This window comes from Phaeobacter sp. A36a-5a (assembly GCF_037911135.1).
Lineage (GTDB): Bacteria > Pseudomonadota > Alphaproteobacteria > Rhodobacterales > Rhodobacteraceae > Phaeobacter > Phaeobacter bryozoorum.
Genome location: NZ_JBBLYU010000002.1, coordinates 61,174 through 76,303 on the forward strand (window position 1 = coordinate 61,174; position 15,130 = coordinate 76,303).

6 protein-coding genes are annotated in these 15,130 nt (G+C 65.0%); 4 read left to right on the plus strand and 2 right to left on the minus strand.

The features are described from left to right. Positions 1-73 precede the first annotated feature (73 nt). Together recQ and yaaA are read left to right on the plus strand one after the other, a co-directional pair. Complete coding sequence (gene recQ / locus WLQ66_RS10915) at positions 74-2,188, plus strand: DNA helicase RecQ (protein WP_340546402.1); 2,115 nt, start codon at positions 74-76, stop codon at positions 2,186-2,188. A gap of 29 nt (positions 2,189-2,217) precedes the next feature. Beyond that, a complete protein-coding gene (yaaA, locus tag WLQ66_RS10920) occupies positions 2,218-2,982 on the plus strand; it encodes a peroxide stress protein YaaA (RefSeq protein WP_340546403.1) in 765 nt (254 codons plus the stop codon). Positions 2,983-2,998: 16 nt separating this feature from the next. On the opposite strand, the gene WLQ66_RS10925 is transcribed toward yaaA, so the two are convergent. Further along, on the minus strand, positions 2,999-5,329 hold the full coding sequence (locus WLQ66_RS10925; protein WP_340546404.1) for a response regulator: 2,331 nt from the start codon (positions 5,327-5,329) through the stop codon (positions 2,999-3,001). Positions 5,330-5,636: 307 nt separating this feature from the next. On the opposite strand from WLQ66_RS10925, the gene WLQ66_RS10930 reads away from it, so the two are divergent. Further along, a complete protein-coding gene (locus WLQ66_RS10930; protein WP_340546405.1) occupies positions 5,637-10,946 on the plus strand; it encodes an alpha-2-macroglobulin family protein in 5,310 nt (1,769 codons plus the stop codon). 14 nt (positions 10,947-10,960) lie between these two features. Continuing rightward, positions 10,961-13,030 (plus strand): penicillin-binding protein 1C, encoded by a 2,070-nt coding sequence (gene pbpC, locus WLQ66_RS10935; protein ID WP_374015604.1) that lies wholly within the window; start codon positions 10,961-10,963, stop codon positions 13,028-13,030. A 31-nt stretch (positions 13,031-13,061) separates the two neighbouring features. On the opposite strand, the gene WLQ66_RS10940 is transcribed toward pbpC, so the two are convergent. Next, entirely contained in the window at positions 13,062-15,122 is a 2,061-nt protein-coding gene (locus tag WLQ66_RS10940; RefSeq protein WP_340546406.1) for a hypothetical protein, read from the minus strand. Between the last annotated feature and the right edge of the window lie 8 nt (positions 15,123-15,130).

Below are 15,130 nucleotides of genomic sequence, written 5' to 3' on the forward strand. Positions count from 1 at the left end.
TTGTGGGTCGAATCCCGTTGTGGGATTGTAGCTGCCAAGACGAGCAGAACACAAAACGAGGCCCCCAGCCCCCATGTCCGCATTGCAGCCGGAAATGACCGCTCCGACCGGGGCGACCTCCACTGGCACATCCGTCACCGCTGCCTGTGCTACTGGCGCGACGCCGCTGTTGCGGGAAATCTTTGGCTTTGACGGGTTTCGCCCGGGGCAGGAGGAGATCGTCGACGCCGTGACCGCCGGTGAAAATGTGCTGGCGATCATGCCAACCGGCGGCGGCAAATCCCTATGCTTTCAACTGCCTGCTCTGCTGCGTGAGGGGGTCACGGTGGTGATCTCGCCGCTGATTGCATTGATGCGCGATCAGGTGCGGGCGTTGCAGGAGGTTGGCGTGACCGCCGGGGCGCTCACCTCGGGCAATACCGACGAAGAAACCGAGGCGGTCTGGCAGTCCATCGAGGAGGGGCGGCTGAAGCTTCTTTATATGGCACCGGAACGGCTGGCCTCCGGGGCGGCGATGGGGATGCTGCGGCGGATCGGTGTCAGCCTCATCGCGGTGGATGAGGCGCATTGCGTCAGCCAGTGGGGCCATGATTTCCGCCCCGATTACCTGCGGATTGGTGAATTGCGGCGGGCGCTGGACGTGCCGCTGGCGGCCTTTACCGCGACCGCAGATCAGGAAACCCGCGAAGAGATTGTCGAGAAGCTGTTTGATGGTGTCGCACCGCGCAGTTTCCTGCGCGGCTTTGACCGGCCCAATATCCATCTCGCCTTTGCCACCAAAGACAGCCCGCGCCGTCAGATACTCGAGTTTGCGGCCGCCCGAAAAGGTCAATCCGGCATCGTCTATTGTGGGACACGTGCCAAGACCGAAGCGCTGGCGGCGGGGCTGCGCGAGGCGGGCCACGCCGCCTGTTATTATCACGGTGGCATGGACGCCGAGGACCGGCGCGGGGTGGAGACGCGCTTTGCCCGCGAGGACGGTCTGATCGTTGTGGCCACGGTGGCCTTCGGCATGGGTATCGACAAGCCCGATATTCGCTGGGTCGCCCATGCGGATCTGCCCAAATCCATCGAGGCCTATTATCAGGAAATCGGACGCGGTGGCCGCGACGGCGCGCCTGCCGAGACGCTGACGCTGTTCGGGCCGGAAGATATTCGATTGCGTCGCAGTCAGATCGACGAGGGTCTGGCGCCGCCGGACCGCCGCAGTGCAGACCATGCCCGGCTGAATGCGCTGCTCGGACTGGCCGAAGCGCTGAAATGCCGCCGCCAGACCCTGCTGGCCTATTTCGGCGAGGCGGCTGAGCCCTGCGGCAACTGTGATCTCTGCGACCAGCCGGTGGATGTGTTCGACGGCACCACGGCGGTGCGCAAGGCGCTGTCGGCGATCCTGCGAACGAACGAGACCTATGGATCGGGACATCTGATCGACATTCTGGTGGGCAATGCGACCGACCGGGTGCGTGACAAGCGGCATGACGATCTGTCGGTCTTTGGCTGTGGCAAGGAATATGGCAAGCGACAGTGGCAGGCGGTGTTCCGGCAGATGATGGGGCATGATCTGGTGCGCCCCGATCCCGAACGCCATGGCGCGCTGCGGATGACCGAGGCGGCGCTGCCGGTTCTGCGCGGTGAACAGGACATTGCGCTGCGCCGCGACACCATCAGCTCTGCCAAGCGCAGCCCTGCGGTAAAGGCGCTGGTGTCGGATGAGGACGCGCCGCTGTTGTCGGCACTGAAAGCCAAGCGGCGCGCGCTGGCCGAGGCGCAGAAAGTGCCGGCTTATGTTATCTTTGCGGATCGCACGCTGATCGAGATGGCCGAAACCCGGCCCGATACGCTGGATAAAATGGCGCGGATCGGCGGTGTCGGGGCGAAGAAACTGGAGCGGTATGGCAGCGATTTCCTGTCGGTGATCACCGGCGAGAGCGCGGCGCTGCACCCGATGCGGCGCAAGCTGGCCGGGCGCGATGCCGGATCGGTTTATGATGCGTTGATGGCTGTGCAGGCGGAGCTGGCGCGGGGCAGCGACGGAACCGAGAAACCGCTGAGCTGTTCTGCGGCGCAGCTGGCGAAGCTGGCGAAGGTCCGTCCGCAGACTGAAATCGCCATCACAAGGCTGTTAGGCGAGCGCCGCGCGGAACGTTTTGCAGCGGCGTTTCTGGACGTCTTGCGCGGCGCGGGCTAGGTCTTGTCCAGAACAGATGGGGGCAGAATATGCTGGTAGTGACTTCTCCGGCCAAAAAGCTGGACTGGAGCGAACGCGACGTTGAGATGACATGGCCCGCCATGCACGACGCGGCGGTGGATTTGGCATCCGTGGCGCGCGATCTGTCGGTCGCCGAGCTGATGAAGCTGATGCATATCAGCGAGGATCTGGGAAAGCTGAACTACGAGAGATTTCAGAGCTTTGCCGCCGATCCGGGCAGCGATGCCACGCGCCCGGCCGCGCTGGCCTTTGCGGGTGACACCTATCAGGGGCTGGAGGCAGGATCTCTGGATGCGGAGGAAATGGCCTGGGCGCAGGACCACTTCCGCATTCTGTCGGGCCTTTACGGGCTGCTGCGGCCGCTGGATGCGATGCAGGCCTACCGGCTGGAGATGGGATCGCGGCTGAAGACGGCAAAGGGCAAGAATCTCTATGACTACTGGGGGCGGGACATCTCTGATGCGCTGAATGCCCAAGGTGAGGCCATGGGCAGCGATGTGCTGGTGAACTGCGCCAGCCAGGAGTATTTCGGCGCGGTTGATCGCGAAGCGCTGGCGCTGCGGGTCGTGACGCCTGTCTTCATGGAAGACAAGAACGGCACGCCCAAGGTGGTGAGCTTTTACGCCAAGCGGGCGCGGGGCGCGATGGCGCGCTACATCATTCAGAACCGGCTAAGCGATCCTGCGGCGTTGCGGGATTTTGACAGCGGCGGCTATCGCTACATGCCGGAGATGTCGGAGCCGGATCAGCCGGTGTTCCTGCGCGCGGGCTGAGCGGGGCCGGTGCAGATCAGGCGGCGCCGGTCTGGGTGAGGTCGTCATCCGCCAGCGGCGCCGCCTCGGCAGGCAGATAGGCGTGAATACGTTCGTGGATCAGCGCCTTGCGCAGGGGTTTGGTCAGGTAGTGATCCAGACCTGCGGCGAGAATCCCGTCTGAATCGCCGGCCATGGCATGGGCCGTGAGGGCGACAACCGGCGTGTAGATGCCGGTGCCGTGTTCCAGCGCGCGGATTTTCTGCGTTGCCTCCTTGCCGTCCATCACCGGCATCGAGATATCCATGAAAATCAGGTCAGGCTGGAAGGACTGATAGGCCTCCACCGCCTCAATCCCGTTGCTGGCAAATTGCAGATCTATGTTCAGATCTTTCACCATTTTGCGGAACACAAGCTGATTGGTCCGGTTGTCTTCTGCTGCCAGAATCCGCATCAGCCGGGGCGTCGGGGTGGCATCGACCGCCGCGGCGATCGGGGCCGGCGCCAGGGTCGGCGCCACGGTCGGGGAGGGCGCCGGGGCCGTTGGCTGCGCTGACGGCAGCGGTGTGGCCACCGTGTCGAGCACCTGCGGTGTGGCTGCAACCGGCTCAACCATATCTGCGGCACGCGCCGCTGATCCACGCTTGGGCAGGTCGACAAGCCGCTGGAACAGCTCGTCCCGCTGGATCGGTTTCAGCAGCACGCTGTCTGTCACGGATTGTACAACCGCGTTGCTGGCTGCTGTGGGGTCGCTGCTGAGCATGAGGATCGGCACACTGGCAAAGGAGCCGGAGCGCAGTTTGCGGGCCAGTTCGACCCCATCCTGATCGGGCAGTTGTTCATCGCAGATGACCAGATCGACGTCCTCAGGCATCTGGGCAATTGCGGTGGTGCCATTGTCAAAGACCGTCACATCCAGCCCCAGCGTCGCCAGCTGTTTGCTGAGCACGTCGCGCATGACCGATTGGGACTCGATAACCACGACCTGACACAGCCCCTTGGGCAGCGTCGGGATGCTGGTTGAAGCGCCCTCTGCCAGTGGCAGCTCCATGCGGAAACCGAAACAGGACCCCTTGCCCTCCTCGCTTTCGACCCAGATTTCGCCGCCCATCAGTTCAATCAGCCGCTTTGAGATCGCAAGGCCAAGGCCGGTGCCCTCAAACTGGCGATTGCGCTCATCCTCGACCTGATTGAATTCGCCAAAGATGTCCTGCACCTTCTCTGCGGGGATACCGATGCCGGTGTCTTCGATGGTGACATGGATCGAACAGATCTTGTCGTCAGCATTGGAGATGCCGGTGATTTGCAGGGCAACATGACCTTCTGAGGTGAATTTCACCGCGTTGCCGACAAGATTGGTGAGCACCTGGCGAATGCGTCCGGGATCCCCGACGAAGCTGGTTGGCAGGAACAGATCGTAGTCCAGCAGCAGTGTCAGACCCTTGTCCCGTGCCGTGGGCTGAAGCAGCATCAGCACCTCATGCACACTGCGCTCCAGGTCAAAGGGTTCAGGGTGCAGCTGCAGTTTCTGCGCCTCGATCTTGGAATAGTCGAGCACGTCATTGATGATGACCAAAAGCGCCTCGCCGGAGTTTTTGATCGTGTTGGCGTAGAGCTGTTGTTCCTCGTTCAGATTGGTGTCGCTGAGCAGCTCGGCCATGCCGACAACACCGTTCATCGGGGTGCGAATCTCATGGGACATATTGGCCAGGAAGGCGGATTTGGCACGATTTGCGGCCTCGGCCCGCTCGCGGGCGGCCTCAAGCTCCTCCTCGTATTGGACGGTGGAGGTGATATCGAGCGCCAGGCTGACCATATCGCCGCCATGGCCGCGCTGATCCAGCAGCCGCAGGTAGCGGTCGTCCCACATCCGTACGACCACAGGTTCGGGGGAGGGCGACAGCCAGCGCTCCGACATCTGGGCGCGCCAGTGATCGGGATCCTGTTCTCCGGTGTTCACCAGCCCCTCATCGGTGAGAATCTGCAGGATCCGTACGTAGGAGACGCCAGGCGCCACTTCCTCCAGCCCGTCGAACAGGTCGAGATAGGCGCCATTGGCGCCGATCAGTTTGCTGTCGGCATCAAAGAAGGCAAAGCCGTCCTGAAAGGCCTGGATCGAATGCCAAAGCCGTCGCTCGGCGCGCTCAACCTTTTCGTTGGCGGTGGACAGGTCCGATTTCACCTTGGCGTTTTCGTCGCGCACCGTCGCGACTTCGGCCTGGGTGACGCCGATCTGGCGGGTCAGTGCCAGCGCATGGCGCCCGAGTTTGCGGTTGGCTGCCGAAAGTTCCGCCTGCTTCAATTCAAGCAGGCGCTCCGCCGCGAGACGCGCGCGTCGTTCTTCCGTCAATCTGTCAGCAAGGTTCATCCCTGCGAACTCCACATAAAACCAACACGACCTGTCTGCCCTACTTTGGCGGGCAGAGATTAAATTGAGATTAGTTCATCTGTTACGTTGCGATATCTTGCTATGGCGTTAACCCCGTGCCAGCCTCTTGGCAGGTCTGGAGGGTTCTATTGTGCGTGTGCCTGTTTCATTTGTTGTACTTTTGTGCGGTTGGCTTGTTCAACCATTAGTTGTTTTCGCTGATTCAATTTTTCCGGAAACGCGCTATGTCATTCAGCGCGACACCGATCATTTCGGGGCCGATCTTGGGCCGCTTTTTGACACCGATATGCGCAGTTGCGCGCGGGCTTGTTCGGCACAGACCGATTGTGTCGGGTTTGCCTTCAACAGCCGATCAAACGCCTGTTTCCCAAAATCGGCGATGGATCAGCCGTCGCCCTATGACGGGGCGTTTTCAGCGCATAAGCTTCTCGCCGGTGCGGCAGAGAAGCAGGCGGCCAAACAGCGCGCCGCGGCCTTGCAGGGGCTGGAGGTTGCGGATCTGGCTGCGGTGTCCAAACAGGCAGAAAACCTTGGCCTGCGCTTTCCAACGGGTGGATCCAGCGTTGAGGATCTGATTGCTGCGGCGCAGGGGGCACCGTCGGCAGCGGCGCTGCGGTGGGTTGCCGAGGCTGTGGTGCTGAGTGATCGCGGCGATCTGTGGCTTGACTATTCCCGCAGGCTGCTGCGTCAGGAACTCAACGGATCCGCCCAACGCCGCGCCCATGAAGAGGCCTTTGCGGCAGCGCTCAATGCCTATCTGCGCAGTTCGCAGCCGGCGGCGCAGGCGGCCGGATTGATCACCGCCGCAGAGGCGTTGGAACAGCTGGGGCGGGGACGTGCCGCGCTGGCGGTTCTGCGGCTGGCGGCAGATCGTGACACCAGCGCGAAACTGTCGCTACGTCTGGATGAGGCAATTGCCAAATATGGATTTCGTGTCACCGGGAGCCGGGTTGAGAGCGACAGTGCATCGCCCCGCATTTGTGTCGAATTTTCTGAAGATTTGGTACGCAGCGGGATCGACTACAGCGACTTTGTAAAACTGGCCGATCCGCGTCTGGTTGCCGAGTCGACCGCGCGCGAGCTGTGTATCGACGGTGTGGAGCATGGCACCCGCTACCGGGTGATGCTGCGGCGCGGGCTGCCGGCGGCAACCGGCGAGAGATTGGCCAAGGATGTAACGCTGACCCACTACGTGCGGGATCGCGCCCCCAACGTGCGATTCTCCGGGCGGTCCTATGTGCTGCCCAAGGGGGATCAGGTGGCGGTGCCGGTTGAGACGGTAAACGCGACCACGCTCGATCTGCGCCTGCGCGGTGTGAGCGATCGCAACCTGCTGCGAACCCTACAGGAGGATTATTTTGCCCGGCCGCTTTCGCAGTGGCAGGATGAACATTTCGCCAGCGATATTGCCGAGGAAATCTGGACCGGCACCGCGGAGGTCCAGCAGGATCTGAACCAATCGGTGACCACACGGCTGCCGCTTGATGAGGCGCTGGCGGATCAGCCGGTAGGTCTTTATGCGCTGAGCGCGCAGGTTCCGGGGGCCGATCCCTATGAGGCGCCTGCGGCAACCCAATGGTTCGTGCTGACGGATCTGGGTTTGAGCACCATGCTGGGCAGTGATGGGCTGCATGTGCAGGTACAGGGACTGGCAGATGCCGCGCCGCGCGCGGGCGTTCGTTTGCAGCTGGTCTCCAATGCCAACGCGGTGCTGGGGACGGCAGTCAGCGACGCTGACGGCTATGCCCGTTTCGACGCGGGGTTGACCCGTGGAGAGGGGGCATCGGCTCCGGCTGTCATCATGGCGCTGACCGGCGAGGAGGACGCGGCGGAGGTCGATTTTGCCTTTCTCTCATTGCGGGACGCCGCCTTTGATCTGTCGGACCGGGGGGTGGAGGGGCGTTTGGCGCCGGGTCCGATTGACGTGTTCCTGACCACTGATCGGGGGGCTTATCGTGCGGGTGAGGTGATTCATGCGACCGCCCTTGCCCGTGATCCGAGGGCCGAGGCGCTTCCGGGCGTGCCCTTGATCGCGGTTCTGAACCGCCCGGACGGGGTCGAATACGCCCGGGTGGTTTCCGATCAGGGGGTGCTGGGCGGCCATGTGTTCCGCCTGCCGATTGGCGATACGGCACCGCGCGGAACCTGGCGGTTGTCGATCCTGTCGGACCCCGAAGCCCCGGCGCTGGCCAGCAGGCAAATTCTGGTCGAGGATTTTCTGCCTGAACGCATTGATTTCACGCAAGAGCTGGCGGCAGGAGCCGACCAAGGTCTGCGTCCGGGCACAAGCGCCCCATTGCGGATCGAAGCGCGGTATCTGTTTGGTGCCCCGGGCCGCGACCTGACTATCGAGGGCGAGGTGACCCTGCGTCCGGCGGAACAGGTGAGCGGTTGGACGGGCTATCGCTTTGGTCGCCATGACGAGGTCGTCGCGCCGCAGAGCCGCTATTTCGGCGGGATGAGCACCGATGCCTCGGGTCTGGGCGTGGTTACCGTGACACTGCCGGAGATTGACGCGCCGGGTCAGCCTCTGATTGCGGAGGTGACCACCCGGCTGGCCGATGGGGGCGCGCGACCCGTCGAACGGCAGATGACTGTGCCCATGCAGCCTGACGGGCCGGTGATTGGTATCAAGCCGCTTTTTGAAGAGGTCGTCGCAGAGGGCGATGCAGCGCGGTTTTCGGTGATTGCGCTGGCCCCGGACGGTAGCACGCGGGATATGCCGGTCACATGGAGTTTGAACCGGGTGGAAACCCGCTACCAGTGGTATCAGCTCTACGGCAACTGGAACTGGGAGCCGACCACCCGGCGCAGCCGGATCGCGACGGGTGAGGCAACCCTGAGCGCGGCGACGCCTCTGGTGCTGGAGCAGCCGGTGGACTGGGGCCGGTATGAGCTGGTGATCGAACATCGGGGCACGCCCTATGTGGCGGCTTCGACCGATTTCTATGCAGGGTGGTATGTGCCTGACGAGGGGGCGGATACGCCCGACCAGCTGGACGTCTTTCTTGATCGCGACAGTTATCAGCCCGGCGATACAGCGCGGTTGCGGCTGGTCACCCGCGCGGCTGGCACGGCTCTGGTTTCGGTGATGTCGAACCGGTTGATCAGCCGCCAGATGGTCGAGGTTCCCGCCGGGGAGACGGTGATTCCACTGGCAGTTGGTGCCGACTGGGGCAGCGGGGCATATGTCTCGGCGATGGTGGTGCAGCCGCTTGCTGGCAAGGCGGATCAGACCCCGACCCGCGCATTGGGGCTTGCCCATGCTCGCGTCATTCGCCCTGGCCAGGCGCTGGAAGTAACCTTGGACCTGCCGGAGGTGGCCCGACCCCGCCGGACACAGCTGGCCCGCGTCGAGGTCGCGGGGGCCGCTCCCGGTGAAGAGGTCTGGCTGACGCTGGCGGCGGTTGATCTTGGGATTTTGAACCTCACCGGGTTTCAGAGCCCGGACCCCCTAGCGCATTACTATGGCCAGCGGCGGCTCGGGATGGAGCTGCGGGATCTTTACGGTCGCCTGATCGAGAGTGGCAACGGCGCCTTGGGCCGGGTGCGCTCCGGCGGCGATGCTGGGGCGGGGATGCGACTGCAGTCGCCGCCACCGACGCAGGATCTGATGGCGGTGTTTTCCGGTCCGGTGAAGGTCAAGGCCGATGGAACGGCCGAGGTGCCGATCGCGCTGCCAGCGTTTAACGGCACGGTGCGGGTGATGGCTGTCGCCTGGTCGCAAGATGCGGTTGGACAGGCGGAGCGGGACATGGTGGTGCGCGATCCGATCGTGGTGAGCGCCAATGCCCCGCGTTTTCTGGCGCCCGGAGACAGCAGCCGGGTTCTTGTGGAGCTCACTCATGCAGATGGGCCCGCAGGCCAACTGAGCCTTGCGGCGCGGGTCCTTGGCGGCGGGCTTGAGATCGGGACATTGCCGCAAGTCCTGGAGCTGGCCGATGGCGCAGATACCACCCTGATGCTGCCGGTCGAAGCGCTGGCTGTCGGAGATCCGGAGATTGAGCTCGCCGTGACGACACCAGAGGGCGAAACGCTGATCCAGACGCTGCGCCTGCCGGTGCGGGCCAATGATCCGATGGTTGCCACAACCAGACGGTTCAGGCTGGCGGCGGGGGATAGTTTTCTGTTCTCATCTGACGTCTTTACCGGGCTGCGACCGGGCGGCGCGCGGGCAGTGATGTCTGCGGGGCCGCTGGCGCGGTTCGACGTGCCGGGTCTGCTGACGGGCCTCGACCTCTACCCCTATGGCTGTACCGAGCAGATCACATCCCGGGCGCTGCCGTTGCTGTATCTGTCGTCGGTGGCACGGGCTGCCGGGTTGGGTGACGGGCCGCAGGTTGACGCCCGGATTGACAGCGCCATTCAGCAGGTGCTGTCGCGGCAGGCCAGCAATGGCGGTTTTGGTCTGTGGCGCGCCGAAAGCGGTGATTTCTGGCTGGATGCTTATGCCAGCGATTTTCTGAGCCGCGCGCGTGTGCAGGGCTATCAGGTCGCTGACACCCGGTTCCGGCAGGCCTTGGACAACCTGCGCAACCGGGTGAATTATGCCCCCGATTTCGAGAATGGAGGTGAGGACATCGCCTATGCGCTGCTGGTGCTGGCGCGCGAGGGGGAGGCGGCGATGGGCGATCTGCGCTATTACGCCGACGTTAAGGCTGCGGATTTCGCCACACCCCTGGCCGTTGCCCAGATCGGGGCGGCGCTGGCGGCCTATGGCGATCAGCGCCGGGCCGATCAGATGTTTGCCCGGGCGGCCTCTATGTTGCAGGGGGATGATCCCGATCCGACCCTGTGGCGCGCCGACTATGGCAGCCAGCGCCGCGATCAGGCCGGTGTTCTGGCCTTGGCCAGCGAGGCCGGTTCGCAGGCGGTGGACAGCCGTCGTCTGAGCGCGGGCCTGACAGCCGATGGCCGGCTGCTGTCCACGCAGGAAAGCGCCTGGACGCTGATGGCGGCTCATGCGCTGATCGAGGGCGGTGGTGGCTCCGGTCTGCTGGTCAATGGGCAGGCGACGGACGGGCCATTTGTTGAGGTCTTGGATGGGGATCAGGATCGCGATCCGCTGGCGCTGACGGCCGCCTCGGGCAAGGAGGTCGATATCACCCTCACCACCCTTGGCGTTCCGCTGGTGGCAGCGCCGGCAGGGGGAACTGGCTACAGCATCGAGCGGAGCTATTACACACTGGAGGGCGAGGCGCTGGCTCCGGATCAGTTCACGGTTGGCGACCGCTTTGTCACCGTGCTGCGGGTGGTCGCGTTTGAGCCGGGTGGCGCGCGGTTGATGATCAATGATCCGCTGCCTGCGGGGCTGGAGATTGATAATCCCAGCCTGCTGCGATCCGGTGATCTGAGCGGGCTAGACTGGCTGACGCTGAGCGACGCGCGACATGCAGAATTCCGTGCGGACCGGTTTCTGGCGGCTGTCGATCTGCGGAGGGGCCGCGGCGACGAGGCCGGGGCGCCGGTGACGCTGGCCTATGTGGCGCGGGCGGTGACGCCCGGACTGTTCCACCACCCGGCGGCGTCGGTTGAGGATATGTACCGGCCCGCCAGCCGGGCCCGCACCGCCACCGGGCGCGTGCAGGTCCGGTGATCCGCGCGCCAAAGATGCGGCTACGGGCGCGCTCCTCCTGGCGGCTGCTGGGAGGGGCGGCTGCCCTATGCGTGACCATTGCTGCGCTGGGATTGGGGGTCGAGACCTGGATCGCCCGAACGCCGATGCCCGCAACACTGGCGGAGACAGCCACCGAGGTGCGCGACCGAAACAGCCAGTTGCTGCGGGCCTATCCGGTTGCCGATGGGATCTGGCGGATGGCGGTGCGGCCGGATCAGGTCGACGCGGGCTATCGCGCGATGCTGCTGCGCTATGAGGACAAGCGGTTCTACGACCATGGCGGCGTTGATGCGCTTGCTCTGCTGCGGGCGGCGGCGCAGGCGGTGTGGCAGCGGCGTGTGGTCTCGGGTGGCTCGACACTGACGATGCAGGTGGCGCGGCTGCTGGAGGATGGCAGCACCGGGCGCTGGGCAGGAAAACTGCGCCAGATTCGGCTGGCGCTGGCGCTGGAGCGGCGCCTGACCAAGGCGCAGATCCTTGAGTTGTATCTGGTTCACGCGCCCTTTGGTGGCAATCTGGAAGGCGTGCGGGCGGCGAGCTATGCCTGGTTCGGCAAGGAGCCGTCGCGGTTGTCTCCGGCGGAGGCGGCGCTGCTGGTCGCCTTGCCGCAGGCACCGGAGGCGCGCCGCCCGGATCGCGCTCCGAAACCTGCAGAGATGGCCCGCAACCGGGTATTGGCGCGGATGGCAGCCGCAGGCGTCTTGCCGGTGGAGGCGGCCGAGGCTGCGCAGCGGGCGCGGATCCCCCGGCAAATGCGCCCCTTCCCGCAGATGGCCGCGCATCTGGCGGATCGCGTGATAGCCGAGACGCCGGAGCTTGCGCGGATTGATCTGACGGTGGAGGCCGGATTACAGCACCGGCTGGCGCGGCTGGTGGCGCAGACCGTCGCGCGGCAGGACGCCCGGCTGTCGGCGGCGGTGCTGGTGGCCGATCACCAGAGCGGCGAGATCCTCGCCTCGGTCGGCTCAGCCGGATATCAGGATGATCTGCGACAGGGGTTTGTGGATATGACGCGCGCGGCGCGTTCGCCGGGGTCCACGCTGAAACCGCTGGTCTATGGTCTTGCCTTTGATCAGGGGCTGGCGCACCCGGAAACCATGATCCACGACGGGCCTATTGATATCGACGGGTATGCGCCACAGAATTTTGACGGAGGTTATCGCGGCGACCTGCGGATGCGGCGTGCGCTGCAATTATCGCTGAATACGCCGGTAATACGCGTGATGCAGGCGCTGGGTCCGGCGCGGTTGATGTCAGCCCTGCGGCGCGGAGGCGCGCGACCGCAACTGCCCGGCGGCAAGCCGGGACTGGCGGTGGCGCTGGGCGGGGTGGGCCTGTCGCTGCATGATCTGATGCAGGTCTATGCCGGGCTGGCGGCGGGCGGGCAGGGGCCTCGGTTGCGGGTGCGTATGGAGGCGTCGTTTGAACGGATGCCACGCCTGTTGAGCGAGGTCTCAGCCTGGCATCTCACCGATGTTCTGCGCGATGTGCCGCCGCCAGCAGGTGCGCCTGCTGGCGTGCTGGCCTATAAGACAGGGACGTCCTACGGGCACCGCGATACCTGGGCGATTGGCTGGGATGGTCGCCATGTGGTTGGCGTCTGGCTTGGCCGGGCCGATGGCACGCCGGTGCCGGGCGCCTTTGGCGCGGAGCTGGCGGCCCCACTGTTGTTTGAGGCCTTCGGGCGGCTCGGGACCGGTTTTGCACCGCTCCCTCCGGCGCCTCGCTCGGCGTTGCGGGTGGCCACTTCGGAGCTGCCGCTGCCCTTGCAGCGCTTTGACGGCGGTCGGGCGGGTGGCCAGCCCGCTGACGCGGTGCAGCTGGCGTTTCCACCGGACGGTGCGGCGCTGATGCTGGCAGAGGATGGACAGGTCACGCTGCGGATCAAAGGCGGCGAGGCGCCGTTTCTGGTGCTGGCCAATCAAAAGCCGGTGGTGACCGGCGCCCGCCGCCGCAGCATTGATCTGCCGGGGATGGAGCGCGGATTTTCAACACTGGTGGTGGTTGATCGCAATGGTCGCTCCGATCAGGCCCGCGTGCGGATCACCCGCCCAGGTGAGTAGCGCAGATCCGGCACCCCGCAAAGGCTGATGGTCACCGCCGCCCTTCGCGCAGCCAGCCTGCGAGAATCGCCGCGCTGGCCAGCAGCAGCACCAGCCAAGCGGGAAGCAGCGGCGTCTGGTTGACCGAGACGGTGCGATAGGCGTCGCGCGGGGTCAGTCCGATCCAGCCACGTCCAGCGGCAACGCGTCCCTCGCGCACATCGCGCAGGCTCGGGATACCGTCGTGCAGCGCGCGCACGCCGCCACGGGTCTGGGCCACGGCGGCGGCCATGATATCGCCGGTGGCAATGGTCTGTTCAAATTCACGCGGCGCCGCAGGGCCGAGGCCGATGACGGTGGACTGGCTGCCTTCTTCCAGTCGGTAAAGACCGGGTTCCGGCCCCTCGTAGCGGCCTTCCCAGCGGCCGGGCGCGGTTTGGGTCATCGTGACGGTGACTGTGCTGCCATCGGGATTTGTGACCGTGACATCGCCGACATCTTCGCCCAGGCTGCGGCGCTGGATGCGCATACGCTGCCCGGTTGCCTCGGCTGACAGGACGTCCTCTTCCAGCTCGGGCTCTTTCATCATCCAATGGGCAAGGCGCCGCAGCAGCTCAAGCTGCGGGCCGCCGCCTTCGTATCCCCGGCTCCAGAGCCAGGCATGATCGGAGGCCAGCAGCGCCACGCGCCCCTCGCCGACCCGGTTCAGAACCAGCAGCGGGCGGTCATCCAGGCCGCTCATCAGGACATTGCCCTGGGGGACGTCGACTTCGATCTGCCGCAGCCAGCGACCCCAGTCGGAGGCGCCGGTGAGATCGGCGGTAACAGGGTGGCGCTGGCCCAGATCGGTGATTTCCGGGCGATAGGCGCGCTCCAGCACCCGCGCCGAGGGGCTGGCAGGCAGGATGCTGGCCAGCGGAGAACGATAGATGCTGTCGGCGCTGGCAAAATCCGGCCCCGCCGCCACCAGAACCGCGCCTCCGCGTTCAACATAATCGGCCACATTGTCGAGGTAGATCGCCGGCAGGATGCCGCGCCGTTTGTAGCGATCAAAGATGATCAGATCGAAATCATTGATCTTTTCCAGAAACAGCTCCCGCGTTGGAAAGGCAATCAGCGACAGCTCATCGACCGGTACCCCGTCCTGTTTTTCCGGTGGGCGCAGAATGGTGAAATGCACCAGATCCACCGCGCTGTCGGATTTCAGCAGATTGCGCCAGGTGCGCCCGCCCGGATGCGGCTCGCCCGAGACCAGCAGCACGCGCAACCGATCGCGCACCCCGTTGATCTGGACCAGCGCGGCGTTGTTGCGATCGGTCAGCTCGCCCTCGGCGGTGGGGACGGTGAACTGGATCACGTTGCGCCCCCCATGTGGCAGGGTCAGTGGCAGGTCAAAATCGACACCGACAGGCAGGTTGAAGCGCTGCGGTTCGGCGCCGCCGATGGAAATCGCCAGCTCTGCCAGATTGCCGGTTGCGGGGGCCTCGCCCTGATCCTCGATCCTGAGGGTCAGGGTCACGGGTTCACCGATAATGGCAAAGCTGGGGGCGTTCTTGACGATCAGCCGCCGGTCCCAATCGCTGGGGCGACCGGTCAGCAGCAGATGCAGCGGGGCAGGCAGGGCCGGGGTCTGCGCAATGTCATGGACCTGGCCATCGCTGAGCGCGATCATCCCGGCAACCCGACCGCGCGGCACATTGGCAAGCGCCTCGGCCAGTGCGCCCATCAGCAGGGTGCCACTGTTGTCGCTGCTGCCATCACGCGGCGGGACGCTGTCGACGGCAATCCAGCGAACCTCGGTGTTCGGGCGCTGACTGAGGGCGGTCTCCAATGCGGCACGGGCGGCCCCTGTCTGGTCGGGGCGGTCGGACAGGGCCTGGCTGGCGGTCTTATCCTCAAGCACCAGAACGATGTCACTGAGCGCGGCGCGGTCTTCGATCTGGTACACCGGGCCGCTGAGGGCCGCGATCAGCACCAGAGCGGCGAGCGCACGCATCGGCCATCCCGCAAGGCGTTTCCAGGCCGCCAGAGCCAGCACCGCAACCGACAGCGCCGCAAGCAGGCCGATCAGCGGCCAGGGGACCAGTGGGTCAAAGAGGATGGTCTGTGTCATCTGTCCAG